This window comes from Variovorax sp. YR634 (assembly GCF_900106655.1).
Lineage (GTDB): Bacteria > Pseudomonadota > Gammaproteobacteria > Burkholderiales > Burkholderiaceae_C > Variovorax.
In genome coordinates this window covers 23914-49623 of sequence record NZ_FNOL01000035.1, presented here as the reverse complement: position 1 = coordinate 49623, position 25710 = coordinate 23914, and the positions used below count along the sequence as shown (strand labels likewise).

Annotated in this window: 25 protein-coding genes, 4 tRNA genes and 1 pseudogene; 14 read left to right on the top strand and 16 right to left on the bottom strand. The window is 65.8% G+C overall.

The annotated features are described in order from the left end of the window. Positions 1–242 (bottom strand): annotated as a pseudogene (locus tag BLV60_RS32580) (ABC transporter permease); the annotation flags it as partial. A gap of 103 nt (positions 243–345) precedes the next feature. Between BLV60_RS32580 and BLV60_RS32575 the strand changes: the two are divergent. Beyond that, the gene (locus tag BLV60_RS32575) at positions 346–621 is read left to right on the top strand and encodes a YfhL family 4Fe-4S dicluster ferredoxin (RefSeq protein ID WP_093059717.1); all 276 of its coding nucleotides are present in this window, start codon (positions 346–348) and stop codon (positions 619–621) included. On the opposite strand, the gene BLV60_RS32570 is transcribed toward BLV60_RS32575, so the two are convergent. The 8 genes from BLV60_RS32570 to BLV60_RS32535 all read right to left on the bottom strand — a co-directional run bounded on the left by BLV60_RS32570 (position 618) and on the right by BLV60_RS32535 (position 7179). Beyond that, on the bottom strand, positions 618–1115 hold the full coding sequence (locus tag BLV60_RS32570) for a hypothetical protein (RefSeq protein ID WP_176929054.1): 498 nt from the start codon (positions 1113–1115) through the stop codon (positions 618–620). The genes BLV60_RS32575 and BLV60_RS32570 overlap by 4 nt on opposite strands. Before the next feature lie 36 nt (positions 1116–1151). Then, complete coding sequence (gene pth / locus BLV60_RS32565) at positions 1152–1784, bottom strand: aminoacyl-tRNA hydrolase (protein WP_093059713.1); 633 nt, start codon at positions 1782–1784, stop codon at positions 1152–1154. An 82-nt stretch (positions 1785–1866) separates the two neighbouring features. Beyond that, on the bottom strand, positions 1867–2553 hold the full coding sequence (locus tag BLV60_RS32560; protein WP_093059712.1) for a 50S ribosomal protein L25/general stress protein Ctc: 687 nt from the start codon (positions 2551–2553) through the stop codon (positions 1867–1869). A gap of 85 nt (positions 2554–2638) precedes the next feature. After that, a complete protein-coding gene (locus BLV60_RS32555) occupies positions 2639–3613 on the bottom strand; it encodes a ribose-phosphate pyrophosphokinase (RefSeq protein WP_081269883.1) in 975 nt (324 codons plus the stop codon). Positions 3614–3753: 140 nt separating this feature from the next. Continuing rightward, positions 3754–3830: transfer RNA gene (locus BLV60_RS32550), tRNA-Gln, on the bottom strand. Positions 3831–3900: 70 nt separating this feature from the next. Beyond that, complete coding sequence (ispE, locus tag BLV60_RS32545; protein ID WP_093059710.1) at positions 3901–4782, bottom strand: 4-(cytidine 5'-diphospho)-2-C-methyl-D-erythritol kinase; 882 nt, start codon at positions 4780–4782, stop codon at positions 3901–3903. Further along, complete coding sequence (locus tag BLV60_RS32540; protein WP_256329674.1) at positions 4779–5156, bottom strand: lipoprotein insertase outer membrane protein LolB; 378 nt, start codon at positions 5154–5156, stop codon at positions 4779–4781. The genes ispE and BLV60_RS32540 overlap by 4 nt, the downstream gene beginning before the upstream one ends. A 157-nt stretch (positions 5157–5313) precedes the next feature. Further along, positions 5314–7179 carry a tetratricopeptide repeat protein gene (locus BLV60_RS32535; RefSeq protein WP_093059708.1) on the bottom strand — a complete coding sequence of 622 codons (1866 nt, stop codon included), beginning with the start codon at positions 7177–7179 and terminating at the stop codon, positions 5314–5316. A gap of 80 nt (positions 7180–7259) precedes the next feature. On the opposite strand from BLV60_RS32535, the gene mutM reads away from it, so the two are divergent. From mutM to mutY, 3 genes are all read left to right on the top strand, one after another. Next, positions 7260–8072, top strand: coding sequence for a bifunctional DNA-formamidopyrimidine glycosylase/DNA-(apurinic or apyrimidinic site) lyase (mutM, locus tag BLV60_RS32530; RefSeq protein WP_093059706.1), 813 nt, complete (start codon positions 7260–7262; stop codon positions 8070–8072). Between the two features lie 112 nt (positions 8073–8184). Further along, a complete protein-coding gene (locus BLV60_RS32525; protein WP_093059704.1) occupies positions 8185–10146 on the top strand; it encodes a dynamin family protein in 1962 nt (653 codons plus the stop codon). 34 nt (positions 10147–10180) lie between these two features. Beyond that, the gene (gene mutY, locus BLV60_RS32520) at positions 10181–11215 is read left to right on the top strand and encodes an A/G-specific adenine glycosylase (RefSeq protein ID WP_093059702.1); all 1035 of its coding nucleotides are present in this window, start codon (positions 10181–10183) and stop codon (positions 11213–11215) included. 27 nt (positions 11216–11242) lie between these two features. Here the strand turns inward: mutY and rapZ are convergent, their stop codons facing one another. The 3 genes from rapZ to BLV60_RS32505 are packed head-to-tail and all read right to left on the bottom strand — an operon-like array spanning position 11243 to position 14713. Continuing rightward, positions 11243–12121 carry an RNase adapter RapZ gene (gene rapZ / locus BLV60_RS32515; protein WP_093059700.1) on the bottom strand — a complete coding sequence of 293 codons (879 nt, stop codon included), beginning with the start codon at positions 12119–12121 and terminating at the stop codon, positions 11243–11245. Then, positions 12118–13800, bottom strand: a complete 1683-nt coding sequence (recN, locus tag BLV60_RS32510; RefSeq protein ID WP_093059698.1) for a DNA repair protein RecN — start codon at positions 13798–13800, stop codon at positions 12118–12120. The genes rapZ and recN overlap by 4 nt, the downstream gene beginning before the upstream one ends. A gap of 1 nt (position 13801) precedes the next feature. Continuing rightward, a complete protein-coding gene (locus BLV60_RS32505; protein WP_093059696.1) occupies positions 13802–14713 on the bottom strand; it encodes an NAD kinase in 912 nt (303 codons plus the stop codon). A gap of 31 nt (positions 14714–14744) precedes the next feature. Between BLV60_RS32505 and hrcA the strand changes: the two genes are divergently transcribed. The 5 genes from hrcA to greB all read left to right on the top strand — a co-directional run bounded on the left by hrcA (position 14745) and on the right by greB (position 16825). Then, entirely contained in the window at positions 14745–15752 is a 1008-nt protein-coding gene (gene hrcA / locus BLV60_RS32500; RefSeq protein WP_093059694.1) for a heat-inducible transcriptional repressor HrcA, read from the top strand. A 31-nt stretch (positions 15753–15783) separates the two neighbouring features. After that, positions 15784–15860 (top strand) — tRNA-Ile (locus BLV60_RS32495). Between the two features lie 61 nt (positions 15861–15921). Continuing rightward, positions 15922–15998 (top strand) — tRNA-Arg (locus BLV60_RS32490). Between the two features lie 117 nt (positions 15999–16115). Next, positions 16116–16192 (top strand) — tRNA-Arg (locus BLV60_RS32485). 57 nt (positions 16193–16249) lie between these two features. Continuing rightward, on the top strand, positions 16250–16825 hold the full coding sequence (gene greB / locus BLV60_RS32480) for a transcription elongation factor GreB (RefSeq protein WP_093059692.1): 576 nt from the start codon (positions 16250–16252) through the stop codon (positions 16823–16825). 7 nt (positions 16826–16832) lie between these two features. On the opposite strand, the gene BLV60_RS32475 is transcribed toward greB, so the two are convergent. From BLV60_RS32475 to BLV60_RS32460, 4 genes are all read right to left on the bottom strand, one after another. Beyond that, positions 16833–19088: a RelA/SpoT family protein gene (locus tag BLV60_RS32475; RefSeq protein ID WP_093059691.1), complete on the bottom strand. Its 2256-nt coding sequence runs from the start codon at positions 19086–19088 to the stop codon at positions 16833–16835. Between the two features lie 93 nt (positions 19089–19181). Further along, positions 19182–19385, bottom strand: coding sequence for a DNA-directed RNA polymerase subunit omega (rpoZ, locus tag BLV60_RS32470; RefSeq protein WP_007835875.1), 204 nt, complete (start codon positions 19383–19385; stop codon positions 19182–19184). A gap of 40 nt (positions 19386–19425) precedes the next feature. Next, on the bottom strand, positions 19426–20046 hold the full coding sequence (gmk, locus tag BLV60_RS32465) for a guanylate kinase (RefSeq protein WP_093059689.1): 621 nt from the start codon (positions 20044–20046) through the stop codon (positions 19426–19428). Positions 20047–20060: 14 nt separating this feature from the next. Continuing rightward, entirely contained in the window at positions 20061–20984 is a 924-nt protein-coding gene (locus BLV60_RS32460) for a YicC/YloC family endoribonuclease (protein WP_093059687.1), read from the bottom strand. Positions 20985–21075: 91 nt separating this feature from the next. On the opposite strand from BLV60_RS32460, the gene BLV60_RS32455 reads away from it, so the two are divergent. Genes BLV60_RS32455 through hemW form a run of 5 tightly spaced genes read left to right on the top strand, consistent with a single transcriptional unit; the run spans position 21076 to position 25686 of the window. Beyond that, on the top strand, positions 21076–22083 hold the full coding sequence (locus BLV60_RS32455; RefSeq protein WP_042673779.1) for a serine/threonine protein kinase: 1008 nt from the start codon (positions 21076–21078) through the stop codon (positions 22081–22083). Positions 22084–22087: 4 nt separating this feature from the next. Further along, positions 22088–22996: a PP2C family protein-serine/threonine phosphatase gene (locus BLV60_RS32450; RefSeq protein ID WP_093059685.1), complete on the top strand. Its 909-nt coding sequence runs from the start codon at positions 22088–22090 to the stop codon at positions 22994–22996. Between the two features lie 40 nt (positions 22997–23036). Continuing rightward, positions 23037–23771, top strand: a complete 735-nt coding sequence (gene rph, locus BLV60_RS32445; protein WP_093059683.1) for a ribonuclease PH — start codon at positions 23037–23039, stop codon at positions 23769–23771. A 53-nt stretch (positions 23772–23824) separates the two neighbouring features. Then, a complete protein-coding gene (locus BLV60_RS32440; protein ID WP_093059681.1) occupies positions 23825–24424 on the top strand; it encodes a non-canonical purine NTP pyrophosphatase in 600 nt (199 codons plus the stop codon). After that, a complete protein-coding gene (gene hemW, locus BLV60_RS32435; RefSeq protein ID WP_093059679.1) occupies positions 24424–25686 on the top strand; it encodes a radical SAM family heme chaperone HemW in 1263 nt (420 codons plus the stop codon). The genes BLV60_RS32440 and hemW overlap by 1 nt, the downstream gene beginning before the upstream one ends. Positions 25687–25710: the final 24 nt, after the last annotated feature.

The window sequence follows — 25710 nt, the reverse complement described above, 5'->3', positions numbered from 1 at the left end:
TAGCTGTCGCCGAGGTTGCCGGTGAGCAGGCCGCCGATCCAGTGCCAGTAGCGTGTCCACGCCGGCAAGTCGAGGCCCAGCTTGGTGGCCAGCGCCGCGACGGCTTCGGGTGAGGCGTCGGGGCCCATGAGCATCTGCGCGGCGTTGCCGGGCAGGATCTCGAGGACGAGGAAAACGATGACCGAGGCGCCGATCAACGTGCCGATCAGCGTGGCGAGGCGCTTGAATAGAAACAGACTCATGGGGCGGGGCGCAGCATAACTGACTCCTGCAACAAGTGTGCCGTGAATGTGGCCTTTGTCATTCACAGGCGGCCCGCTTGGCCGAGCCCGCGATAATCGGGGGATGGCCCTCATGATCACCGACGAATGCATCAACTGCGATGTCTGCGAGCCCGAGTGCCCGAACGATGCGATTTACATGGGCGCGGAGTTCTACGAGATCGATCCGCACAAATGCACCGAGTGCGTCGGCCATTTCGACGAGCCGCAGTGCGTGCAGATCTGCCCGGTGGCCTGCATTCCCCTGAATCCAGAGCACGTGGAAAGCCGCGAGACGCTGATGCAGAAGTACCAGCGCCTCACGGCGATCAAGGTGACGGCTGCTTCGACCGGCGCTTAGTCGGCCGACTTCCGCTTCTTTTTCTTGCGCTCAGGCGCGTCGCCGGTTGCCTTCGCGTTCTGACCGCCGCTGAAGCTCATGCTGGATTTCCGCGGCTCGCTGGCCGCCTTGCGTGCGCGGTCTCGCTCCCTTTGCTCGGACATGGCGAGCCGTCTTTCCGCAAGGGCTGCGCTCCTGGCCTCCCGCGCAGCCCGCTGGTCGCGGTCGTAGGCTGCTTTCTCCAGCGACAGCCGGCTGCGTTCGAGGCGATCGGCCTGAGTCTGGGTGCTGCGTGTGCCGGCGTCGGCGGCCCGGCGGTCCTCGTCACTGCGGTGGTCGTTCACCTTCACCGTCTTGCCGCCTTCACAGGGCTGGTCGGAATAGGTGCTTCCGCAACGCCAGGTTTGAGCGGCGTTCTGGGCTGAGGCTCCCATGGATGCGGTGCAAATTGCTATTGAAAAGATAGCAATTGCCGTCGTTCCGCTTCTTTTTCTTCTTTTCTTCTCTTCGCTCATTTTTTATTTCTCTCCCTCCTGCACTGCGATGGCCGGCTAAGTGGCGGCAGGCGTGCCCCCGTCGCCGGGCTCCCGCCGCGGCGGTTTGGGCCGGGGCGGTTTGCTCGTGTGAATGACCAGGGTCGCCTTCTCCATCTCGCCCGCCACAAGCGCGGGGATCGCGTGCAGGGTGCGAGTGATGGCGTCCTCTATGGCTTCACGTTGTTCTTTCAGCGGCTTCTTGAGCACCCAGTTGACGACCTCCGACTTCACGCCGGGGTGTCCGATGCCCAGGCGCAGCCGCCAGTAGTCGCCGGTGCCCAACTGCGCGTGGATGTCGCGCAGTCCGTTGTGGCCGGCATGGCTGCCGCCGAACTTGAGCTTGACCTGGCCCGGGACCACGTCGAGCTCGTCGTGCGCCACGAGGATTTCCTCGGGCGCGATCTTGAAGAAACGGGCGAGGGCGGCCACCGACTTGCCAGACAGGTTCATGAAGGTCTGCGGCTCCAGCAGCCAGATGCTCTGGCCGCCAATGTTGGCGCGTGCCGCAAGGCCGTGGTAGCTGCGCTCGGGCACAAGATTGAGTTTCCACTCGCGCGCAAGGGCATCGATCCACCAGAAGCCGGCGTTGTGCCGCGTGGCTTCGTACTCGGGGCCCGGGTTTCCGAGGCCGACAAACAGCTTGATCATGGTCGTGGATTATCCCGTCGCCGGAAAAGCAGAAGGCCCGCACGGGGCGGGCCTTCTGCAGCAACGAATGCGAAAAAGCGAATTACTTCTTGGCAGGCGTCTTGGCAGCGGGGGTCTTGGCTGCAGGAGCGGCCTTGCCACCCTTGCCGGCCGGCGCTGCTGCGGCGGCTGCATCGGCAGCGCCTTCAGCGGGGGCGTCGACTTCTTCAGCCGCCGGCGACACGGCCGAAGCCAGCACCGGGTTGACCTTGCCGTGGCTGACCCACTTCACGCCCTTGGGCAGCTTGATGTCCTTCAGCGTGACGGTGCCGTTCTTCTTCAGGCCCGACAGGTCGACTTCGATGAACTCCGGCAGGTCGGTCGGCAGGCAGTTCAGTTCGAGTTCGGTCGTCACGTGATTGACCAGGTTCAGGTCGATCTTGACGGCTTCGGATTCTTCTTCACCCTTGAAGTGCAGCGGCACCTTCAGGGTCATGCGGGTCTTGGCATCGACGCGCTGGAAGTCGATGTGTTGCACCAGCTGGCGGAACGGGTGGTATTGCACGTCGCGCAGCAGAACCTTGCTGACGTTGCCGCCCAGTTCCATTTCGAGCACGCTCGAATGGAAGGCTTCCTTCTTCAGGGCGTGCCACAGCGCGTTGTGATCGATTTCGATCAGTTGCGGCTGGGTGTCACCACCGTAGACGATGCCAGGGGTCTTGCCCGAGATGCGGAGACGGCGGCTCGCACCCGTGCCCTGCTTTGCGCGCTCAAAAGCGACGAATTTCATAACTAGCTCCTGTGAGAGTCCACCGCGACCAGTGCGACTCCGGTTCAAAAAGGCTTCAGAAAAGAAGCCCGCTCTTTGGCTCGGGTCAGAACAGGTTGTCCTGGTCCGAGAACAAACTCATCACCGACTCGCCCTTGGCAATGCGCTGGATCGTTTCGGCGATCAGCGGTGCCACGGAGAGCTGGCGGATCTTTCCGCAGGCATTGGCGCCGTCGGAAAGGGGAATGGTGTTGGTCACGACCACTTCGTCCAGGGCCGAGCCCTGCGTGATGCGCTCGATGGCCGGGCCCGAGAAGATCGGGTGCGTGCAGTAGGCGTAGACGCTCTTGGCGCCGCGCTCTTTCAGCACTTCGGCTGCTTTGACCAGCGTGCCGGCCGTGTCGATCATGTCGTCCATGATCACGCAGTTGCGGCCGTCGATCTCGCCGATCACGTTCATGACTTCGCTGACGTTGGCCTTCGGACGGCGCTTGTCGATGATGGCGAGGTCGCAGTTCAGCTGCTTGGCCAGCGCACGGGCACGAACCACGCCGCCGACGTCGGGCGAGACCACGATCAGGTCTTCGTAGTTCTTGGCGCGCAGGTCGCCGAGCAGCACCGGCGAGGCGTAGATGTTGTCGACGGGAATGTCGAAGAAGCCCTGGATCTGGTCGGCGTGCAGGTCCATCGTGAGCACGCGCTCGACACCGACGGTTTCCAGCAGGTTGGCCACGACCTTGGCCGAGATCGGCACGCGGCTCGAACGCGGGCGGCGGTCCTGGCGGGCATAGCCGAAATAGGGAATCACGGCGCTGATGCGTTCGGCCGAAGCGCGCTTGAGCGCGTCGACCATGATCAGCAGTTCCATCAGGTTTTCGTTGGTCGGTGCGCAGGTCGACTGCACCACAAACACATCGCGCGCCCGGACGTTCTGGTTGATCTCGACGGTGACTTCACCATCGGAGAAGCGACCGACGCGAGCGGCGCCCAGCGAGGTGCCGAGGTTGTGCGCGATTTCTGCAGCAAGGCCCGGATTGGCGTTGCCGGTGAAAACCATGAAATCAGGGTGATTAGCCTGCATGAGCGCGTCCCGGCAGTGCAAATTGGCTTAGGAAGCCGCCAAAAGGTTTGTGATGCGTGGCGGCCGGTGAGCCGCCGATTATTGCAGCGGGTGGGCTGCAAAAGAAGACTGCGGCCGTTGGGCCGCAGTCGTTGAAGATTTGGCAGGGGAGAAAGGATTCGAACCTTTGCATGCTGGAATCAAAATCCAGTGCCTTAACCAGCTTGGCGACTCCCCTACACGGGTCGATGGTTTTCACCATCAACCGATATATGTCGCATCGAACCGAATGAACGGTCCGATTATCTTCAGGTTGCCCATCCCAAGAGCGGATGGACTTCCAGGTTGCTGCATTGACGAACCTGCCAGCCTTCGGGGGCTTCGAGCAGTTCCGCTTCCTGCGGCGCTTGCGGCATCTTCGCGAACACCGAACTTCCGGAGCCGGTCATCCGGGCCTTCAACCCTTGGGCACCGAGCCATTCGATGGCGTCGGTGACGGCGGGGCAAAGTCGCTGGGCAACCGGCTGCAGGTCGTTGTGGCCGAAGTCGAAAACCGGGTTTCCCAGGTTCGTCGCTTCCAGCGATTCGCTATCTGCAGCAAAGCCCGAGATTATAGCAACAGGTGTGGCGCGTTGAAGATCGGAAGCCGAAAAAATTAATCGGGTATCGAGTCCCTCGGGTGGTTTGACCACCGCGAAACGCGCCGACGGCAGTGTAACCGGTGTGATTTCCTCGCCGATGCCCTCGACCCACGCATTGCGGCCGCCGAGGAAGAAGGGCACGTCCGCGCCCAGCTTCAGGCCGATGTGCGCCAGCCGCGACAGAGGCAGATTCAGTCCCCACAGGCGGTTCAGCGCGAGCAGGCAGGTGGCGGCATCCGAAGAGCCGCCGCCCATGCCCGCCTGTGCCGGCACGTGCTTGGCCACGCTGATATGCGCGCCCTGGCCGGGCGCGGCGAAAGCCTGCAGGGCGCGTGCCGCGCGCAGGATCAGGTCGTCCGCGGGCAGCTCGGTCGTCAGGTCTTCGCGGCTCAGCTGCCCATCGCGCCGCAGTTCGACATGCAGCATGTCGCACCAGTCGATCAGCATGAAGACCGACTGCAGCAGGTGGTAGCCGTCGTCGCGCTGGCCGGTGATGTGGAGGAAGAGATTGAGCTTGGCCGGCGCGGGAAGGTCGTAGATCGCCTTCATGACCGTTCGAACACGATGCGCAGGTCGGCCCGGGGGCTCGGCGATTCGCGCACGGCCTGCAGCCGTCCGTTGCCGAGCTGCGCAAGATCGGGCTTCCAGCCGGGAACGGGGTCGTTGCGGCCCGCGAGCCAGCCGAACAAGGCGCCGACCGGAATTGCAGCGCCGGTAGCGGCCTCGATCAGTTCATCGACGGAGTCGAAGCGACGTGTCTTGCTGCCGTCTTTCAGCAGGGCCTCGCCCGGTGCCCAGTGCAGTTGCGCCAGCGTGCTGCCGATAGGTGTCGTGAGTGTGAGGTCGCCCGAGTCGGCGGAGCCGCGCAGCTCGAACAGCGCAGCGAAGGTCTGCACCGGTTCGCTCTCGATGCGCAGCGACATCCGGCCGCTCCAGCTGTCCGAAGTCTTCGGTGCGGAAGAGCCGCCAGACAGCTGCGCGCAGCCTGCCATCAGGAGAAAGGCGGCTCCACCTGCCGCCAAAAGGGTACGGCGGCCGTGGCCGGCCTGCGTTGGCACGAATGCCCCAGCGTGAGCCATGCTACGGCTTCACTCGCAGGCGCTTCAGCGTTTCCTGCAGCGTCTCGTTTTCGGCGTCGCTCAGCAGGGCCTCCTTCCAGATCGTGACCGCACGGTCTTTCTGGCCGGTGCTCCACAGGACTTCGCCGAAATGCGCGCCGATCTCGGGGTCGGGCCGCGTCTTGTAGGCCGCTTCGAGGATGCGGATCGCCTCGGCCGTATTGCCGAGCCGGAACTCGACCCAGCCCAGGCTGTCGGCAATGAACGGATCTTCCGGCGCCAGCTGCACAGCCTTCTGGATCAGCGTGCGCGCCTCGTCGAGCCGGATCTTGCGATCGGCGAACGAATAGCCCAGCGCGTTGTATGCGTTCTGGCTCTCGGGCTTGAGCTGGATGAGCCGGCGCAGCAGGCGCTCCATGTCGTCGAGGCGGTTGAGCTTCTCGGCGACCATGGCCTGGTCATAGACGAGGTCGCCGTCGTCCGGCGCCGCCGCCGAGGCCTGGGCGAGCATGTCGTAGGCCGCCTGGTATTGCTTCGCGTCGCGCAGCAGTTGCACTTCGGCAAGGAATTTCTGCTTCTTGTCGTCTGGCGTGCGCTCGGGCAGGCCGCGGATGATTTCGCGCGCCTGGGGCAGCTTGCCCTGGCGGGCCAGCAGCGCTGCGCGACGGGTTTGCGCGGCCACCAGTTCGTCCGGGCCGTCGACGCGCGCGAGCCAGCGCTCGGCCGCCGTGAAGTCCTTGCGCCGTTCCGCCAGTTGCGACAGCGCGAAGTACGCCTGCGATACACCGCGCTTGCGGTCGGCGGCGTCATTGGCATCGCCATCGGCGTCCTTGTTGGCGCTGCGGCTGCCCGACAGTTCGATGAAGCGTTTGATCGAAGTCTCGGCTGCGGCGTCCTGTTTGGCCTGCATCTGGAGGCTGCCGAGCAGCAGCCATGGCTCGGCCAGCTCGGGCCGCGAGGTGGTCACTGCCTGGAGTTGCGTGGTGGCATCGTTGAAGCGCCGGTCCTCGACGAGCGCGCGGGCGTAGGCAATGCGCAGGTCGGGCGTGGCCTTCGGGTTGTTGTTCAGGTAGCGCGTGACGATTGGCTCGGCGAGCGGCTGGCCGGGGTCGATCATTTCGAGCGCCAATGCAGCGGGGGCATCGGAGCTTGGGTCGATCTCCTGGCCCTTGCGCGCGGCTTCCAGTGCGCCGGAAGCATCGCCTGCATTCAGGCGCAGCCGGCCGACGGTGGCCCAGGCCAGTCCGCCGGTGGTCGGGTTCTTCAGCTCGTCGACCAGGGCCTGCTCGACCACCGAGGCGGCCAGCTTCTTGTCGGCGGCGCGCGAGTAATTGCGCACGATCACGGCCATCAGCAGCGGACGTTCGATCTGCGACGTGGCCGCCACTTCGGCGCGCAGCGGCTCGACGGTTTCGCTGATGCGGTTCAGCGCAATGAGGATCTGCAGTTCGATGCGGCGTGCGTCGCGCGAAGTCGGCAGGGCTTCCTGCCATGCGCGTGCGGCGGCGAGAGCCGCGTCGCCGGAGCGCGATTGCAGGGCGATCTCGACCGCGCGCTGGAACAGCTTGCCGTCGCGCAGCCGGCGGGCGGCATCGAGCACCAGCGCGTAGCCGGAGCCGGGATCTCCGGAGCGGGCGGTCATCTCGCCCATCAGGATCTCGTAGAACAGGTCGGCCGTCAGCGCGGAGGGCTGCGGCGCGGGTTCGCTGGCGGCCTTGGCTGTGATGGGCTTGGGCCTTGTCGAGGGCTTCGGCTGTGCCGATTGTTCGATGGTCAGCGCGGGGCCGTTGGGGGTTGCAGGGGCGGAAGATTGTGCGTGAACCGCACAAGCCAGCAAGGCGAGAGACGCGGCCGCCGCAAGGCGGTGTCGGCGGGGCGAAAGATTCATCCGACCATAATAATCCAGGCTTTTGAACGAACCTTGCGTGGGGCTTAGTCAACGCCGCATTTGCCGGAGATTTACTTTTCATGCCTGAGCTTCCCGAAGTCGAAGTCACCCGTCGCGGCTTTGCCGACCGCATCGCGGGCGCACGCATCGACGCGGTGCGCATCGGCAAGCCCCTGCGCTGGGCCCTGATGGTGCTGCCCGAGGCGCTGGTCGGGCGGCAGGTGCGCGAGGTGCGGCGGCGCGGCAAGTACCTGCTGATCGATCTCGATCGCGGCATCCTGCTGCTGCATCTGGGCATGTCGGGCAGCCTGCGTTTCGACGCGGCATTGCCGTCGCCCGGGTCGCACGACCATTTCGACCTGGTCACCGATCGGGGCACGCTGCGGCTCAACGATCCGCGCCGCTTCGGCGCCGTGGTCTACGTGGAAGACGAGGCAGCCCCATGGGCCATCAAGCTGCTTGGTGGCCTTGGCATGGAGCCGCTGGGCGATGCCTTCGACCTCGACGCCTTCCACGCCGGCCTGAAGAAGCGCAAGAGCGCCGTCAAGCAGGTGCTGCTGGCGGGCGACGTGGTGGTGGGCGTGGGCAACATCTATGCGTCGGAGGCGTTGTTCCAGGCGGGCATCCGGCCGACGCTGTCGGCGGCGCGCATCAGCCGTCCGAGGGCGGCCAAGCTTCACGCAGCCGTACGCGAAATCCTGGCCCGGGCGGTGGAGAAGGGCGGCAGCACGCTACGAGATTTCTCCAATGTGGACGGACAGAATGGCTATTTCCAGCTCGAAGCGACCGTTTATGGCCGTGCCGGCGAGCCCTGTCGGGTTTGTGCAACGCCGATCCGGCAGCTGCGCCAGGGGCAGCGCTCCACCTACTATTGCCCCAATTGCCAGAAGTAGGCGCCTGGTCCGGATGTCGGATTCAGACGTGGATCTCAGGAGAAACAATTTGGAGACGTTGGTTGTTCGCCTCCCGATGCTATATTTGTAAATTGTTTCTTACATATTTCCCTTGAGCCGCTCCTTCAACCAACAACTCGATCAGCACGGTGCGTGGCGGAGCAATTTCGCCCACCGGCTGCAGTGGCTGTCCCGCTGGCTGACCGAGAACGAGCTGCTCGACCAGGCAGTGGCGGAGCGCCTGCGCGGGCTCGAAACGCAGATCCGTACCAGCAAGGTCATGGTCGCCTTCGTGGCCGAGTTCTCGCGCGGCAAGTCGGAGCTGATCAACGCGATCTTCTTTGCCGGCTACGGGCGGCGCATCATGCCCGCGAGCGCCGGCCGCACCACGATGTGCCCGACCGAGCTGGGCTACGACGCCGCGCTCGCGCCCAAGTTGCGCCTGCTGCCCATCGAGACCCGGCTGGAGCCGCATTCGCTGGCCCATTGGCGCGAAAAGCCAACGCGCTGGACCGAGATAGCTATCGACGTCGGCAACGCCGAGCATCTGGCGCAGGCCATGAGCAAGGTGGCCGAGGTGCGCTGGGTCGCCAAGGATGAAGCGCGCACGCTGGGCTTCTGGAACGACGACACCCCCGACGACAACCCGGTGCAGGACGCCGAAGGCCGCGTCGAAATTCCGCGCTGGCGCCATGCGGTGCTGAACATGCCGCACCCGCTGCTGGAGCAGGGGCTGGTGATTCTCGACACCCCGGGCCTGAACGCAATTGGCGCCGAGCCCGAACTCACGGTGAGCCTGATTCCGCAGGCGCACGCCGTGGTCTTCATCCTGGGCGCCGAAACCGGCGTGACGCGCTCCGATCTCTCGATCTGGCGCGAGCACCTGATCACCGAGGACGAAGGCAACGACACGCGCTTCGTGGTGCTCAACAAGATCGACACGATGTGGGACACGCTGAGCACGCCCTCGCACATCGAGCAGCAGATCGAACGCCAGCGCGAAGGCGCGGCCCGTTTGCTCGAAGTGCCGCTGGCGCAGGTGCTGCCGGTGTCCGCGCAAAAGGGGCTGCAGGCCAAGATCCAGCACGACGGCCAGTTGCTGCAGGCCAGCCGCCTGCCGGCGCTTGAATCGTTGCTGGCCGAAGGCGTGCTCGGCAAGCGCGAAACCATGCTGCGGCTCGCGGTCGATGCGGGCATGACCGCGCTGCGCGCCGAGGCCGAGCGCATCCTGAAAGTGCGCCAGCGCGACCTGGCCGAGCAGGCGCTCGAACTGCAGGGGCTGCGCGGCAAGAACGTATCGGTGATCCGCCACATGCGTGCGCGCATCGATCAGGAACATGCCGAGTTCGAAGGCAGCAACACGCGCATCCTGGCGCTGCGCTCGGTGCAGGGCAAGCTGCTGCGCGAGGTGTATGCCGTGCTCGGCCGTACTGCGCTCAAGGCCGACATGGTGCGGCTGTCGGCCGCGCTCAAGCGCCCGGGCGTCAAGTTCAATGTCCGCAAGGTGTACGGCGAGACTTTCGATTCGCTGCGCAACAACCTGCGCGAGGTGCAGGCGACCACGGCCGAGATCCAGTCGATGCTGCATGCCACCTTCCGCCAGCTGAATGCCGAGCAGGGCTTCACCCTGCAGGCGCCGGCCGAGCCCGACCTGACGGGCTTCGAGCAGGAGCTGGGACAGATCGAACGCAGCCACATCCACTACCTGGGCGTGGGCAACCTGCTGAAGCTCGCGCAGGCCGATTTCTGCGACAAGCTGGTTCGCGCGCTGGCCAGCCGGCTGCGGCTCGTCAACGAAGCAGCCATGACCGAGGTCGAGCGCTGGAGCAAGGGCGCGAGCGCGCAGATCGACGCGCAGCTCAAGGAGCGCCGCCGCAACTTCAGCAAGCGCATCGAGGCGATCGAGCGCATCCAGAGCGCGGCGGGCAATCTCGACGAACGGCTGATCGAACTGGCCGCGCAGGAGAGCAATCTCGCCGAGCTTCATGTGCAGCTGCGCGAGTTCACTTCGCTGATCGCGCAGCACGGAAAGCCGCAGGTCGCGGCGACTGTCGGCGAGCTGCGTGCGGCCTGAAGCTTCCGCCTCCACGGCGGTTGCTGGCTTGCAATTGCCCCCGGATTTCGCAGCGCAGATCGTGAGCTGGCAGCGCAGCCACGGGCGCAGCCAGTTGCCTTGGCAGAACACCCGCGACCCGTACCGCGTGTGGCTGTCGGAGGTGATGCTCCAGCAGACGCAGGTGACGACGGTGCTCGGCTACTTCGCGCGCTTTCTCGAACGCTTTCCCGATGTCAAGGCGCTGGCCGCCGGCACCGAGGACGAGGTCTTCGGGCTCTGGAGCGGGCTGGGCTACTACAGCCGCGCGCGCAACATGCATCGCTGCGCGCAGGAAGTCGTCGCGCGCTTCGGCGGCGAGTTTCCGCGCACCGCCGCCGAACTCGTCACCTTGCCCGGCATCGGCCGCTCGACCTCCGCGGCCATTGCCGCCTTCTGCTTCGGCGAGCGCGTGGCGATCCTCGACGGCAACGTGAAGCGCGTGCTGACGCGCGTGCTTGGCTTTGCGGGCGACATGTCTTCGGCGGCGCAGGAGCGTGCGCTGTGGGACCTGGCAACGCAATTGCTGCCGCCGGCAGAGCAGAAGGAAGCCATCGCGAGCTACACGCAAGGCGTGATGGACCTGGGCGCCACGGTGTGCCTTCCGCGCAAGCCGAGCTGCATGATCTGCCCGGTCCACAAGACCTGCGCGGCCCTGCGGGAAGGCGCGCCGGAGCGCTACCCCGTCAAGACCCGCAAGCTCAAGCGCAGTGCACAGTCGCTCTGGGTGCTGCTGGCGCGCGATGCGCAAGGCCGCGTGTGGCTGGAGAAGCGGCCGTCGAAGGGCATCTGGGCCGGGCTCTATTGCCTGCCCGTGTTCGACAGCCGTGAAGATCTTCTGGCTGCACTGCCGACGGCCGCGCGACGCGGCGTGCAGGACCTGCCGGCCTTCGTGCATGTGTTGACCCACAAGGACCTGCATCTGCATCCGGTGCAGCTTCAGGGCGGCCAGCCGCAAGGCGATGGCGCGCGCTGGGTCGAGGCCGAGGAGTGGGGCCGGTTGGGCCTGCCGGCGCCGATGCGCAAGCTGCTGGAAGGCAGCGAGGCTTAGTCAGCCGATCTTTAGTCGGCGGATCAGTCAGGCCGCGTCGAGTTCGCGGTGCCGCTTGAGCGCACCCCAGCGCGCACCGAACGACCGCGCCAGCTGCTCGACCAGGAACACCGAGCGGTGTTGCCCGCCCGTGCACCCGATGGCCACCGTCACATAGCTGCGATGGTCGCGCGCCAGTGCGTCGAGCCAATGCGTGAGGAACTGTTCGATGTCGTTGTACATGCGCGCTACGTCGTCGTGCTCGCGCAGCCATTCGATCACCGGCTCGTCGCGGCCCGTGAGCGGGCGCAGCGCGGGCACGTAGTGCGGGTTGGGCAGCATGCGCACGTCGAACACGTAGTCCGCGTCAAGCGGCACGCCGCGCTTGAAGGCGAACGATTCGAACACCAGCGTCAGCGCGCTTTGCGGTGCCGAGATCAGCGACTTGATGTAGCTCTGCAGCTGCGCCGGCCGGATCAGGCTGGTGTCGATCACGTCGGCGCCGTCGCGCAGGTCGGCCAGCAACTCGCGTTCGAGCTCGATGGCCTGCATCAGCACGCGGTGCTGTTCGGGCACGTCGGTACGGCCTTCCTGGCGCGAGAGCGGGTGGCGGCGGCGGGTTTCCGAATAGCGGCGCAGCAGGGCATCGGTGGTCGCGTCGAGGAACAGCGAACGCAGCGAGATCTCGCCGTCGCGCCGCAGCGCTTCGAGCTGCTGTGGAACGATTGGTAGCGAGACGCCGCTGCGCACGTCCATGGCAATGGCCACGCGCGGCGTCTGCTGTTCGTGCTGCAAGGCGATGAAGGACGTCAGCAGTTCGGGCGGCAGGTTGTCGACGCAGTAGTAGCCAGCGTCTTCCAGTGCATGCAGGGCCACCGACTTGCCGGAGCCCGACATACCCGTGATGAGCACGAGGTCGAGGTTCATGGCGCGGTCACCGAGGTCTTGTGGCCGAGCATTTCGCGTGCGTGCGCGAGCGAAGTCTGCGAGACCTTCTCGCCGCCCAGCATGCGGGCGATTTCCTTGGCGCGATTGTCGTCGTCGAGGCGCGACACGCCGCTCTCGGTGCGCGGGCCGTCCTTGCCGGCTGCTGCCGTCTGGCGCTTGGCAACAACGAGGTGATGGTCGGCGCAGGCGGCCACCTGGGGCAGGTGGGTCACGGCGAGAACCTGGCGGTCGCGGCCGAGCTGCTTCATGAGGCGGCCGACGGTCTCGGCGACCGCACCGCCGACACCGGCATCGACCTCGTCGAAGATCAGCGTCTGCGCCGCGCCGAGCTGGCTGGTGGTGACGGCGATGGCCAGCGCAATGCGCGATAGTTCGCCGCCCGAAGCCACCTTGCCGATGGCGCGCGGCGTGCTGCCGGTGTGGCCGGCCACGAGAAAGGCCACGTCTTCGAGGCCGGCACGGCTGGGCTGCGCCAGCGGCTGCAGTTCGACCTCGAAGCGCCCGCCCTGCATGCCGAGACCCTGCATCGCATCGGTGACGGCCTGGGCGAGGCGCGGCGCAGCCTGCTTGCGGACCTTGCTGAGCGCCCTGGCTTCTTTCATGTAGGCCTGCTGTGCGTTTTGCTCGGCGCGTTCAAGGCCTTCGAGATCGCTTTGCGCGTCGAGCGCCTGCAGCTCAGCCTGCCAACCGGCCAGCAGCGCCGGCAGTTCGGCGGGCGGGCGCTTGTAGCGGCGCGCGAGCGACATCCACAGGCCCATGCGCTCGTCCAGCTCGGCCAGGGTTTGCGGATCGGTGTCGGCATCGCGCAGGTAGCCGTGCAGCGTGTGGGCAGCGTCGGAGGCCTGGGCCACGCATGAGGCGAGCACTTCGCCCAGCGCGCGGAACTCGGGCTCGATGTGCTCGCAGTTCTGCAGCAGCGTGAGCGCGCGCGTAAGCGCGGGGAGGGCGCCGTTGTCGTCGTCTTCCAGTGCCTGGCTGGCACCCTGGGCCGCGTCGATCAGGGCCTGCGCGTTGGAGATGCGCGAGTGGTTGGTCGACAGCTCTTCCCACTCGTCGACGCCCGGTGCGAGCTTGGCGACTTCGGAGATCTGCCATTGCAGTCGCTCGCGCTCGCGCTGCAGCGAGTCTTGCGCCGAGCGCGCGTGTTCGAGTGCGGAAAGTGCCTGCCGCCAGCTTTGCCACGCGGCGTCGAGCGTATCGGTGCGCACACCTGCGTAGGCGTCGAGCAGGCCGCGCACTGCCTCAGGCCGCGTCAGGCTTTGCCAGGCGTGCTGGCCGTGGATGTCGAGCAGGCGGTCGCCGAGCTCGCGCAACTGCGTGGCCGTGGCTGGGCTGCCGTTGATCCAGCCGCGGCTGCGGCCCTGCAGGTCGACGGTGCGGCGCAGCAGCAGCGCGTCGCCGGCTTCGAAGCCGCCTTCGTCGAGCCAGGTGTCCAGGGCGGGGTCGGCGTCGAATTCGGCACTCACGTCGAGCCGTTCGGCCCCTTCGCGCACCGCGCCAGCGTCGGCGCGGTTGCCCAGCGCCAGTTGCAGCGCGTCGATCAGGATGGATTTGCCCGCGCCGGTTTCGCCGGTCAATACCGTGAAGCCGCCGGACAGGTCGAGTTCGAGTGATCGCACGATCACGAAGTCGCGCAGTGCGATGCGTCGCAGCGCCATTTCAGGAGCCCCCTTCGTTCCAGTGAAGTTTCTTGCGCAAGGTGTCGAAATAGCTCCAGCCGCGCGGGTGCAAAAAGCGCACGCGGAAATCGGAGCGGCGCACCACCACGCGGTCGCCGATTGCGAGCGAGGCCAGCGACTGCATGTCGAAATTGGCGCTGGCATCGCGCCCGCCCACCAGCTCGATCACGATCTCGTCGGCGTCGGGCAGCAGCACGGGGCGGTTCGACAGCGTGTGCGGTGCGATCGGCACCAGCACCCAGCCTGGCACGGCCGGATGCAGCAGCGGCCCACCGGCCGACAGCGCGTAGGCGGTCGAACCCGTGGGCGTGGCGATGATCAGGCCGTCGGCGCGCTGGTTGGCCACGAAATGGCGGCCCACCGATACGCGCAACTCGACCATGCCGGAGGTGGCGCCGCGATTGACGACCACGTCGTTCATGGCGAGCGCGTCAAACACCGAGGCGCCATCGCGCACGACCTGCGCATGCATCAGGCTGCGGTGGTCTTCCTCGTACTCGCCGGCCAGCATCGGGATCAGCGTGGCCTGGTAGTTGTCGAGCGGGATGTCGGTGATGAAGCCGAGCCGGCCGCGGTTGATGCCGATCAGCGGGATGCCATAGCTGGCGAGCTGCCGGCCGATGCCGAGCATGGTGCCGTCGCCGCCGACCACCAGGCCGAGGTCGCAGCGCTGGCCGATTTCCTCGACGCTCAGGGCTTCGTAGCGTGGATGGGCAGGGGCGCCGTCATCGTCTTCCTCGCAGGTCGAGCGCTCGACGAACACCGTGCAGCCTTGCGATTCGAGGAAGGCGCCAATGCCTTCCATGACGCCGTCGCGCGAGTCCGCCTGCGCCCGGGCGCCGGAAGCCTGGTATTTGCCGATCAGGGCGACGTGACGAAAGCGAGAGGTCATATCTCACAAATTACAACACTAAAATCTTGCAATGCTGGACGACCGTGCCAAGTTGCTGCTCAAGACGCTCGTCGAGCGCTACATCGCCGACGGGCAACCCGTCGGCTCGCGCACGCTGTCGCGTTCCTCGGGGCTCGATCTGTCGCCGGCGACCATCCGCAACGTCATGTCCGACCTCGAGGCGCTGGGGCTGATTGCCAGCCCGCACACCTCGGCCGGCCGCATTCCGACGCACCGTGGCTACCGCCTCTTCGTCGACACCATGCTGACCGCGCAGCGCGAACAGATGAGCACGCCGAGCCTCGCGCCCGACCAGCCGCAGAAAGTGATCGCCAATGCAGCGCATCTGCTGTCGAACCTGTCGCAGTTCGTTGGCGTGGTGATGGCGCCGCGGCGCGCTTCGGTGTTCAAGCAGATCGAGTTCCTGAAGCTCTCCGACCGGCGCCTGCTGGTGATCATCGTCTCGCCCGACGGGGACGTGCAGAACAGGGTGATCTTTCCGGAGGCCGACTATTCGCAGTCGCAGCTGGTCGAAGCCTCGAACTACATCAACGCGCACTATGCGGGGCTGACTATCGAGCAGGTGCGTGATCGTCTCCAGTCCGAGGTCGAAAAGCTGCGTGGCGAGATCGCTGCGCTGATGCAGGCCGCGGTGCAGGTCAGTTCCGAAGTGCTGAACGAGGCGCAGGAAGACGACGTCGTGATCTCCGGTGAGCGCAACCTGCTGGCGGTGAGCGATTTTTCCAGCGACATGGGGCAGTTGCGCCGTGCCTTCGAACTCTTCGAGCAGAAGGCCCAGTTGATGCGCCTACTCGACGTGTCGAGCAAGGCCGAAGGCGTGCGCATCTTCATCGGCGGCGAAAGCCAGGTGGTGCCCTTCGAGGAGCTCTCCATCGTCAGCGCCAACTACGAGGTTGACGGACAGGTCGTGGGTACGCTGGGCGTGATCGGGCCGACGCGCATGCCCTACGAACGCATGATCCAGATCGTCGACATCACATCGCGCCTGGTGAGCAATGCGCTGAGCCATCGCAAGTAGGCGCCGCAGCGCGAATAGAATCGTGCCGCGTGGGCCGTTAGCTCAGTTGGTTAGAGCAGCGGACTCATAATCCGTTGGTCGATGGTTCAAGCCCATCACGGCCTACCACCGCTTCTTGTTTTGCCCGTTTTCGGAACGAGCCTCAGAACAGGCTATAATCGAAGGCTCAGCGGCTGTAGCTCAGTTGGATAGAGTACTTGGCTACGAACCAAGGGGTCGTGGGTTCAATTCCTGCCAGCCGCACCATCTCCAGAAATGCCCGGAAGATTCATCTTCCGGGCATTTTTCTTTTGTGCCTTCGCGTGGATTCGGCCGGGCAAATGCAAAAAGGGTCGAAGAAAGCGGGCTATAATTGCAAGCTGTGCGGCTGTAGCTCAGTTGGATAGAGTACTTGGCTACGAACCAAGGGGTCGTGGGTTCAATTCCTGCCAGCCGCACCATTACAAGAAAAGCTCGCAACGAAAGTTGCGGGCTTTTTTCATTTGGAGGATTCTGCTTTGAGCAAGGCATTCACCAAGGAAACAGACTCTGACGGGGATGACGACGGCGCTGATGGCGCTTTGCCTCCGTTGCCCGCAGGCAGCAAGAACTACATCACCCCCGAAGGCTACGCGCGCCTGCGCGACGAACTGTTGCAGCTGATGGACGAGGAGCGGCCGAAGATCGTCGAAACCGTGCATTGGGCGGCCAAGAACGGTGACCGCTCCGAGAATGGCGACTACCTCTACGGCAAGAAGCGCCTGCGCGAGATTGATCGCCGCATCCGTTTTCTCACCAAGCGCCTCGAAATCGCGGAGGTCACCGATCCTTCGGTGCACCACGGTCGCGATCAGATCTTCTTCGGTGCCACCGTTCGCTATGCCGACGAGATGGGTGACGAGCGCAGCGTCACGATCCTCGGCATCGACGAAGCGGAGAGTGCGAAGTCGCAGGTCAGCTGGATTTCGCCGATTGCGCGGGCGCTGCTCAAGTCGCGCGAGGGCGACGTGGTGAAGCTCGTCACGCCGGGCGGGGCGCACGAGGTCGAGATTCTGTCCGTGAGCTATCCGGCGCCGCGCCCAGCCGCGGCGTAACGGCGCCTCAGGGGGCGGGAACCGTCCTCGACGCGGTCAGCACCGACGCGGTACGTCGGGCGGCGCGCAACACGGCATCCAGATGCGCGCGGTCGCGCACGGCGATCACGAAGCGCAGGTCGGTCGAATCCTGCGGGGTCTCGTCGGCCATTTCCACATGTGTGATGTCTGCTTCCGCATCGGCCAGCGTGGCTGCGACCCGCGCCAGCACGCCCTTGTCGTTGCGCACGGTGATGACCACGCCGGTCTCGAAGGCTCGTGTGGGTTCATCTGCCCATTCGACGGCGAAGAAGCGCTCGCTGTCTTTATGGCGCAGCCGCTGGCCGACACCGCAGTCTTCCGTGTGTACCACCAGACCTTCGCCATGGCCGAGGTAGCCGACGATCTGGTCGCCCGGAATCGGCCTGCAGCACAGCGCAAAGCGCACCGACGAGTTTTCGCTTCCATCCAGCGTGACCGCCCCCTGCGACACGGTCTCGTGCGAGATGAAGCGCTCGCGGCTCAGCAGTAGTGCGTCAGGTCGTTCGCCCAGCTCGGAGAGCATTGCCACCAGCCGCTTCGCGACGATGCTGGCAATGCGCTTGCCCAGGCCAATGTCGGTCAGCAGTTCGGAGCGGGTGCGGTTGCCGGTGAAGCGCAGCAGCTTTTCCCACAGCGCCTGGTGTTCCTCGTCTTCCTCGGGCAGCTTGCTCAGGCCTTCGGCGCGCAGCGCCTGCGCGAGCAGCTTTTCGCCCAGGCCTTCGGACTCAGCGTGCGCCAGGGTCTTCAGATAGTGGCGGATCTTGGAGCGCGCCCGGCCGGTTCGCACGAAGCCCAGCCAGGCCGGGTTGGGTGTCGACACCGGCGCTGTGATCACCTCGACCACGTCGCCGTTCTTGAGCTCGGTGCGCAGCGGCACCTGGTCGCCATTGATGCGCGCGGCCGAGGTGTGGTCGCCGATGTTGCTGTGGATGGCGTAGGCAAAGTCGACCACCGTGGCGCCTCGGGGCAGCGCCATGATCTGGCTCTTGGGCGTGAACACATACACCGCATCCGGAAACAGGTCGACCTTGACGTGGTCCCAGAACTCGGCGGCGTCGCGTGTTTCGTCCTGAATGTCGAGCAGCGACTGCAGCCACTTGGTGCCCAGCCGGTCGTTGCTGGCCGCGTTTGGTTCAGCGGCCTTGTACAGCCAGTGTGCAGCCACGCCTGACTCGGCCACCACGTGCATCGCCTCGGTCCGAAGCTGGAACTCGACGCTCACGCCGGCCGGGCCGACGAGCGTGGTGTGCAGCGACTGGTAGCCGTTGAGCTTGGCGATCGCGATGTGGTCCTTGAACTTGCCCGGCAGGGGCTTGTACATCTGGTGCAGGATGCCCAGGCCGGTGTAGCAGGCGATCACGTTCGGCACGATCAGGCGGAAGCCGTAGATGTCGGTCACCTGGGCGAAGCTCAGGTGCTTTTCTTCCATCTTGCGATAGATCGAATAGAGCGTTTTCTCGCGCCCCGCGATGCGCAGCGTCATGTTCGCTGCGGCAAAGGCGGTTTCGACCTCGCGCTGCACCTTCTGGATCAGGTCGCGGCGTCGGCCCCGCGCCTTGGCCACGGCCTTCGACAGCGTGGCATAGCGCCACGGTTTCAGATGCCGGAACGACAGCTCCTGCAGCTCGCGGTAGGTCTGGTTCAGCCCGAGGCGATGCGCGATGGGCGCGTAGATCTCCAGCGTTTCGCGCGAGATGCGACCCCACTTCTCGCGCGGCGCATCGGCCAGCGTGCGCATGTTGTGCGTGCGGTCCGCCAGCTTGACCAGGATCACGCGCACGTCGCGCGCCATGGCCAGCAGCATCTTGCGGAACGACTCGGCCTGGTTTTCTTCGCGGGTGTTGAACTGCAGCTTGTCGAGCTTGGTCAGCCCGTCGACCAGTTCGGCCACCGGGGCGCCAAAGCGCTCGATGAGTTCGGGCTTGGTGACGCCGCAGTCTTCGATGGCGTCGTGGAGCAGGGCCGCCATCAGCGCCTGAGCATCGAGCTTCCACTCGGCGCATTGCGCCGCCACGGCGATGGGGTGGGTGATGTACGGCTCGCCGCTGTTGCGCAGCTGTCCGAGGTGGGCCTCGTCGGCGAAGCGGTAGGCTCGGCGGACCAGCTCGGTGTCTTCGGGGCTCAGGTAGTCAAGGCGCGCGGTCAGTGCGGCAAAGCTTGCGGCGGCCGCGTTCAGCGCAGCCGGACTCGGCTTCGGCGTGCCCTTGGGGGCATGGGACTGAGATTTGGCTACCGCGCTCATGGCTACCACTTTAGCGTGACCGCTGTATGGACGCGTTCAGGCATAAAAAAAGCACCGCTTTGCGGTGCCTTTTCGTTGCAGGGCTGCGTCAGATCAGCCCGGCACCTTCTTGAGCATTTCGAGGCCGATCTTGCCTTCGGCGATTTCGCGCAGGGCGGTCACGGCGGGCTTGTTCTTGCTCTCGATCTTGGGGGCATGGCCCTGGCTCAGCATGCGCGCACGGTACGTGGCGGCCAGGACGAGCTGGAAACGGTTCGGAATATTGACGAGACAGTCTTCGACGGTGATGCGGGCCATGATGAGAATCTTTCTGTCTGTGAGCGGATGAACTCGGATGTCAGGGGATGTTCAGTGCGGCGAATGTGTCGGCACGTGCACGGCGCTGTGCGGAATACCGGAGCCGCTGAGCGTGGACGATCGCCTTGAGATCGAAAAGCGCGCGCTCAAATAACTCGTTGATTATAACGAAGTCGAATTCCCCCGCCCTGGCCATCTCTTCGGCGGCGTTCTTCAGGCGCAATTCGATGACCGAGGCGCTGTCTTCGCCGCGCCGTTCGAGGCGGGAGCGCAGTTCTTCCCAGCTGGGCGGCAGGATGAAGATCATGACCGCGTTGGCAAAGGTCTTGCGGATCTGCAGCGCGCCCTGGAAGTCGATTTCGAGGATGACGTCGGCCCCCTGGGCGATCCGCTCCTCGATGGCCCTCTTGGAGGTGCCGTACCGGTGCCCGTGCACATGGGCCCATTCCACGAAGCCGTCCGCCGCGATCAGGGCGTCGAACTCCGTCGGCGAGGCAAAAAAGTACTCGCGGCCGTGCTTTTCCTGCCCGCGCGGCGACCGGGTCGTGTGCGAAACCGAGGGCTGCACGGCCGAATCGAGCTCCATGAGCGCCTTGACCAGGCTCGATTTGCCGGCCCCGCTGGGCGCGGCCACCACGAAGATATTGCCGGGGTAATCCATTCTTTCGCTCGTCGTCATTCGATGTTCTGCACCTGCTCGCGCATCTGCTCGATCAGGACCTTCATGTCCACGCCGATGCGCGTGAGCTCCAGCGCCGCCGACTTCGAGCCCAGGGTGTTGGCCTCGCGGTGCAGCTCCTGGATCAGGAAGTCGAGGCGCTTACCGATTTCTCCGCCCTTCTTGAGCAGCCGCTCGATCTCGTCGAGGTGCGAGTTCAGCCGGGTGAGCTCTTCGGCCACGTCGATGCGGATCGCAAAGGCGGTGGCTTCGGTCAGCGCGCGGTCCTGGGCGGCTTCGGGCAGCGTGCCGCCCGTACCGGCGGTCAGGCCCATGGCCTCCTGCCAGCGCTCCAGGAAGCGGGTGCGCTGCTGTTCGACCAGTTGCGGCACGAGCGGGCCCGCCTGCAGCACCAGGGTGCGCAACTGGCCCAGATGGGCTTCGAGCATCTTGGCCAGCCGCGCGCCTTCGCGCTGGCGGGCCGACATCAGGCCTTCGAGCGCTTTTCCGGCGACATCGAGCAGGTCGGGGCCCCAGTCGCCGCGGGCGGCGCTGTCGCCGCCGGCCAGGCGCAGCACGTCGGCCACGCTCAGGTCGCGGGCGCTGGGCAACCAGGCCTTGATGCTGTCCTGCACCCCGTTGAGCCGCTGGAGCAGCTTGACGGAGGGCTCGACCACACCGGCCTGGGCCGTGTTCTCGATGGCGGCCCGTACTTCGACCTTGCCGCGCTTGAGCTTGCCCGTGAGCAGCTCGCGCAGCGCGGTTTCATGCTGGCGCAGTTCCTCCGGCAACTTGAAGGTGAGATCGAGGAAGCGGCTGTTGACCGAGCGGATTTCTACCCCGAGCCGACCCGCGGCGGCAGGCCGTGCCTCGGCTTCGGAGTGGCTGCCTGCGGACCCGTTCTGGCCGCTGGCGTAGCCGGTCATGCTGTAAACTGGCATTGCGCCTCACTGTGGTTTTGCTTGCATGCACCGAGGCGTCGGCACGGCGTTCGCTTGCCGCACCATCGCCTTCGGGCGAAACTCCCGGATTATGTCAAAGGTCAAGCCTACGCCCCTGTTGCCCGATACGGTCATTGGTGGTTACCGCGTTGTACGCCGGCTTTCCGCAGGTGGGTTCGGTGTCGTCTATCTCGCCATCGACCCCAGCGGACAGCAGGTGGCCATCAAGGAATATCTGCCGTCTTCGCTTGCCACGCGGGGGCCGGGCGAGCTCGCGCCGCAGGTGCCGCCGGAGAAGCTGTCACTCTACCGGCTGGGGCTCAAGAGCTTCTTCGAAGAGGGCCGCTCGCTCGCGCAGATCTCGCACGCCTCGGTGGTCAGCGTGCTCAATTTCTTCCGCGAGAACGAAACCGTCTACATGGTCATGAACTACCTGGAGGGCGCGACCCTGCAGGATTTCGTGGTCACGGCGCGCGACCTGAAGAAGCAGAAGGTGTTTCGCGAGTCGACCATCCGTTCGCTGTTCGACGAGATCCTGCGCGGCCTGCGCATCGTCCACCAGTACAAGATGCTGCACCTGGACATCAAGCCGGCCAACATTTTCGTCACCGACGACGACCGCGCCGTGCTGATCGACTTCGGCGCCGCGCGCGAAGTGCTCAGCAAGGAAGGCATCTTCATCCGCCCGATGTACACCCCTGGCTTCGCAGCCCCCGAGATGTACCGGCGCGACTCGTCGATGGGCCCGTGGACCGACATCTACGCCATCGGCGCCTGCATCTACGCCTGCATGCAGGGCTATCCGCCCAATGACGCGCCCAGGCGCATCGAGAAAGACCGGCTCAGCCTGTCGCTGTCGCGCCTGCGGGGCGTGTACTCCGACAACCTGATCGAGGTGGTCGAGTGGTGCATGTCGCTCGACCCGCTGTCGCGCCCGCAATCGGTCTTCGCGCTGCAGAAGGAGCTCAGCCGCGAAGGCGAGCGCCGCTACACCAAGCTCACGGTGGGCGAGAAAGTGCGCCTGTCAATCGACAACATCCGCTCCTTCGACAAGAAGAGTCTGCCCAAGGCTGCTGCGCCCACCACGCGCCCTGCATGACATCATGAAATTCTCCGTCTTCCAGGTCAGCCGCAAGGGCGGACGTCTCAAGAACGAAGACCGCATGGGCTATTGCTACACGCGGGAATCGAGCCTGTTCGTGCTGGCCGACGGCATGGGCGGCCACCCGGAAGGCGAGGTTGCGGCGCAGCTGGCGCTGCAGACCATTGCCGCGCTCTACCAGCGCGAAGCGCGCCCGGTCGTGAAGGACGCGAAGGCCTTCCTGGCCGAGTCGGCCATGGCCGCGCATCAGCAGATCATGCGTTACGCGAGCCACAAGGCCATGCTCGACACGCCGCGCACCACCGTCGTCGCGGCCGTGCTCCAGGGCACGACCGCCACCTGGATGCACTGCGGCGATTCGCGCCTGTACGTCGTGCGCGACGGCCGCCTGCTGGTGCGCACGCGCGACCACTCGCATGCCGAACGCCCCAAGCCGCACGGTTCCGACATGCCCGTCAACCGCAATCTGCTGCTGACCTGCCTCGGCTCGCCGACCACGCCGCTGTTCGACGTCTCGGCGCCGCTGCAGCTGCAGCGCGGCGACCGCATCATGCTGTGCTCCGACGGCGTCTGGGGCGTGCTCGATGACGAATTGATCGTGCACACCCTCTCGTCCGACAAGCCCGTGTCCGACGCCGCCCCCGATCTCGCCGAGATGGCCTTGCGCAAGGGCGGTGCCCACAGCGACAACGTCACGCTGATCGCGCTCGAATGGGAAATGCCCGACAGCACGGGCGACGATCGCAGCGGCGTATCCACCGAAACCATCGAAGACGGCGTGTTCGCCTCGACCATCCAGGCCGGCATGCCGTCGGACAACGAAATCGACGACCTCGACGAAGACGCCATCGAGCGCTCCATCGCCGAAATCAACGAAGCCATTCGCCGTTCCGCCGCACGCAAGACCTGAGCGCGCGCGGCTTTTCTTTTTCTTTCCGGTTCTCAAACAAATGACTGCTTTCACACGGAGCGGCGGCCGCGCCGCCGACCAGCTGCGCCCCGTACGCATCACCCGCGGCTTCACCATCCACGCCGAAGGCTCGGTGCTGATCGAGTTCGGCCAGACCCGCGTGCTGTGCACCGCTTCGGTCGAAGAGAAGGTGCCGCCGCACAAGAAGGGCAGCGGCGAAGGCTGGGTCACCGCCGAATACGGCATGCTGCCGCGCGCCACGCACACCCGCAGCAGCCGCGAGGCAGCCAAGGGCAAGCAGACCGGCCGCACGCAGGAAATCCAGCGCCTCATCGGCCGCTCGATGCGCGCCGTGTTCGACCTTGCCGTCCTCGGCGAACGCACCATCCATCTTGACTGCGACGTGCTGCAGGCAGACGGCGGCACGCGCACCGCGGCCATCACCGGCGCCTTTGTCGCCGCGCAGGACGCCGTCAACAAGCTGCTGGCCGCCGGCACCCTCAAGGCCTCGCCCATCAAGGGTCACGTGGCCGCCATCTCGGTGGGCATCGTCGAAGGCACGCCGCTGCTGGACCTCGAATACACCGAAGACTCCGCCTGCGACACCGACATGAATGTCGTCATGACCGGCGCCGGCCATTTCGTCGAAGTGCAGGGCACGGCCGAGGGCGTGGCCTTCACGCGCGACGAAATGAACATCCTGCTCGGCCTGGCCGAGAAGGGCATCGGCGAGCTCGTGACCCTGCAGCAGCAGGCGCTGCTGCCATCGAACTGACCAACAGCTACTGGCGCTCGCCGAGCGGACGCCACAGCCACTTTTGACTTTTTATGAAACTGGTTCTGGCTTCCAACAACGCAGGCAAGCTCGCTGAACTCCAGCAACTGTTTGCCGAACTGGCCGTCACCCTGGTGCCTCAGTCGGCGCTGGGCGTGAGCGAGGCTGAAGAACCCTTCCGCACCTTCGTCGAGAACGCGCTGACCAAGGCGCGCCATGCCAGCGCCGCCACCGGCCTGCCGGCCATGGCCGACGACGCGGGCCTGTGCGTCGATGCCTTCGGTGGCCTGCCGGGCGTCGACACCGCCTTCTACGCCACGCAGTTCGGCTACACCAAGGGAGACGCCAACAACGTGAAGGCGCTGCTCGAACAGCTCGACGGCGTGGCCAACCGCCGCGCCGCGCTCGTGAGCACGCTGGTCGCGCTGCGCAGCCACGACGACCCCGAGCCGCTCATCGCCGTCGGCCGCGTGGTGGGCGAGATCGCGCCCGCGCCCGTTGGCGACAACGGCTTCGGCTTCGACCCCGTCATGTACCTGCCGGCCTTCGGCAAGACCTTTGCCCAGCTGCCGCCAGAAGTGAAGAACGCCAACAGCCACCGCGGCCGCGCGGCGCAGGCCATGCTGGCGTTGATGCGCGAGCGCTGGCTGTAATGGCCACCACCTTCCCGATCCTGCCGGCGCAGCCCACGGGCGCGCCGCAGGCCAACGACGTGCTGCACTGGATGCGGCCCGGTCCGCTGCAGCTCAGCGCGCTGCCGCCGCTGTCGCTCTACATCCACCTGCCGTGGTGCCTGCGCAAGTGCCCGTACTGCGACTTCAACTCGCACGAATGGCGCGCCACGAGCGAGGCCGAGATCGACGGCATTCCCGAAGCGGCGTACATCGACGCGCTGGTAGCCGATCTCGACGCCGCACTGCCGCTCATCTGGGGCCGCACGGTCCACACCATCTTCATCGGCGGCGGCACGCCCAGCCTGTTTTCGCCGCAAGCCATCGACCGCCTGCTGGGCGACGTGCGCGCACGCCTCAAGCTCGCGCCCGACTGCGAGATCACGCTGGAAGCCAACCCCGGCACCTTCGAGCGCAACCGCTTCCGCGCGTACCGCTCGGCCGGCGTCACGCGCCTTTCGGTGGGCGTGCAGAGCTTCAACGACGAGCACCTGAAGGCGCTGGGCCGCGTGCACGACCGTGCGCAGGCCATCGCTGCCCTGGAAGAGGCCGCGAGCACCTTCGACACCTTCAACCTCGACCTGATGTACGCGCTGCCGGGCCAGACCCTGGAAGGCCTCGACGCCGACCTCTCGCAGGCACTGGCCCTCGCACCGCCGCACATCTCGGTGTACCACCTGACCATCGAGCCCAACACCTGGTTCGCCAAGTTCCCACCCACGCTGCCCGAAGACGACATTGCCTACGCCATGCTCGACCGCATCACCGAGCGCACCAGCGCCAACGGCATGTCGCGCTACGAGGTGTCGGCCTATGCGCGCGAGGGGCACCAGTGCGCGCACAACCTCAACTACTGGCAGTTCGGCGACTATCTCGGTATTGGGGCCGGCGCGCACAGCAAGTTGAGCTTTGCGCACCGTATCGTGCGGCAGGTGCGCTTTCGCGAGCCGCGTCTGTACATGGAGAACGCGCGCGCGGGGGCCGCGGTGTCGCAGAGCGACGAAGTGGCGCTGGCCGATCTGCCGTTCGAGTTCATGCTCAATGCGCTGAGGCTGAAGACGGGCTTCACGCTGCCGCAATTCAGCGAACGCACGGGGCTGGCGATGACGTCGATCCAGCGCGGCCTCGAAGAAGCAGAGCGCAAGGGGCTCGTGGCACGCGACCTGTTCCGCGTGTGGCCGACCGAGCGCGGGCTGGATTTTCTGAGCGATCTGCAGGCGATGTTCCTGCCCGACGAAGAGTAGGGCGGCGCCGTCGGCATAAAATCG

Coding starts and splice junctions, on each gene's coding strand:
- BLV60_RS32575 (WP_093059717.1), top strand. CDS start 346: ATGGCCCTCATGATCACCGACGAATGCATCAACTGCGATGTCTGCGAG.
- BLV60_RS32570 (WP_176929054.1), bottom strand. CDS start 1,115: ATGAGCGAAGAGAAGAAAAGAAGAAAAAGAAGCGGAACGACGGCAATT.
- pth (WP_093059713.1), bottom strand. CDS start 1,784: ATGATCAAGCTGTTTGTCGGCCTCGGAAACCCGGGCCCCGAGTACGAA.
- BLV60_RS32560 (WP_093059712.1), bottom strand. CDS start 2,553: ATGAAATTCGTCGCTTTTGAGCGCGCAAAGCAGGGCACGGGTGCGAGC.
- BLV60_RS32555 (WP_081269883.1), bottom strand. CDS start 3,613: ATGCAGGCTAATCACCCTGATTTCATGGTTTTCACCGGCAACGCCAAT.
- ispE (WP_093059710.1), bottom strand. CDS start 4,782: ATGAAGGCGATCTACGACCTTCCCGCGCCGGCCAAGCTCAATCTCTTC.
- BLV60_RS32540 (WP_256329674.1), bottom strand. CDS start 5,156: ATGTCGCTGCGCATCGAGAGCGAACCGGTGCAGACCTTCGCTGCGCTG.
- BLV60_RS32535 (WP_093059708.1), bottom strand. CDS start 7,179: ATGAATCTTTCGCCCCGCCGACACCGCCTTGCGGCGGCCGCGTCTCTC.
- mutM (WP_093059706.1), top strand. CDS start 7,260: ATGCCTGAGCTTCCCGAAGTCGAAGTCACCCGTCGCGGCTTTGCCGAC.
- rapZ (WP_093059700.1), bottom strand. CDS start 12,121: ATGAACCTCGACCTCGTGCTCATCACGGGTATGTCGGGCTCCGGCAAG.
- recN (WP_093059698.1), bottom strand. CDS start 13,800: ATGGCGCTGCGACGCATCGCACTGCGCGACTTCGTGATCGTGCGATCA.
- BLV60_RS32505 (WP_093059696.1), bottom strand. CDS start 14,713: ATGACCTCTCGCTTTCGTCACGTCGCCCTGATCGGCAAATACCAGGCT.
- hrcA (WP_093059694.1), top strand. CDS start 14,745: ATGCTGGACGACCGTGCCAAGTTGCTGCTCAAGACGCTCGTCGAGCGC.
- BLV60_RS32475 (WP_093059691.1), bottom strand. CDS start 19,088: ATGAGCGCGGTAGCCAAATCTCAGTCCCATGCCCCCAAGGGCACGCCG.
- rpoZ (WP_007835875.1), bottom strand. CDS start 19,385: ATGGCCCGCATCACCGTCGAAGACTGTCTCGTCAATATTCCGAACCGT.
- gmk (WP_093059689.1), bottom strand. CDS start 20,046: ATGGATTACCCCGGCAATATCTTCGTGGTGGCCGCGCCCAGCGGGGCC.
- BLV60_RS32460 (WP_093059687.1), bottom strand. CDS start 20,984: ATGCCAGTTTACAGCATGACCGGCTACGCCAGCGGCCAGAACGGGTCC.
- BLV60_RS32455 (WP_042673779.1), top strand. CDS start 21,076: ATGTCAAAGGTCAAGCCTACGCCCCTGTTGCCCGATACGGTCATTGGT.
- BLV60_RS32450 (WP_093059685.1), top strand. CDS start 22,088: ATGAAATTCTCCGTCTTCCAGGTCAGCCGCAAGGGCGGACGTCTCAAG.
- rph (WP_093059683.1), top strand. CDS start 23,037: ATGACTGCTTTCACACGGAGCGGCGGCCGCGCCGCCGACCAGCTGCGC.
- BLV60_RS32440 (WP_093059681.1), top strand. CDS start 23,825: ATGAAACTGGTTCTGGCTTCCAACAACGCAGGCAAGCTCGCTGAACTC.
- hemW (WP_093059679.1), top strand. CDS start 24,424: ATGGCCACCACCTTCCCGATCCTGCCGGCGCAGCCCACGGGCGCGCCG.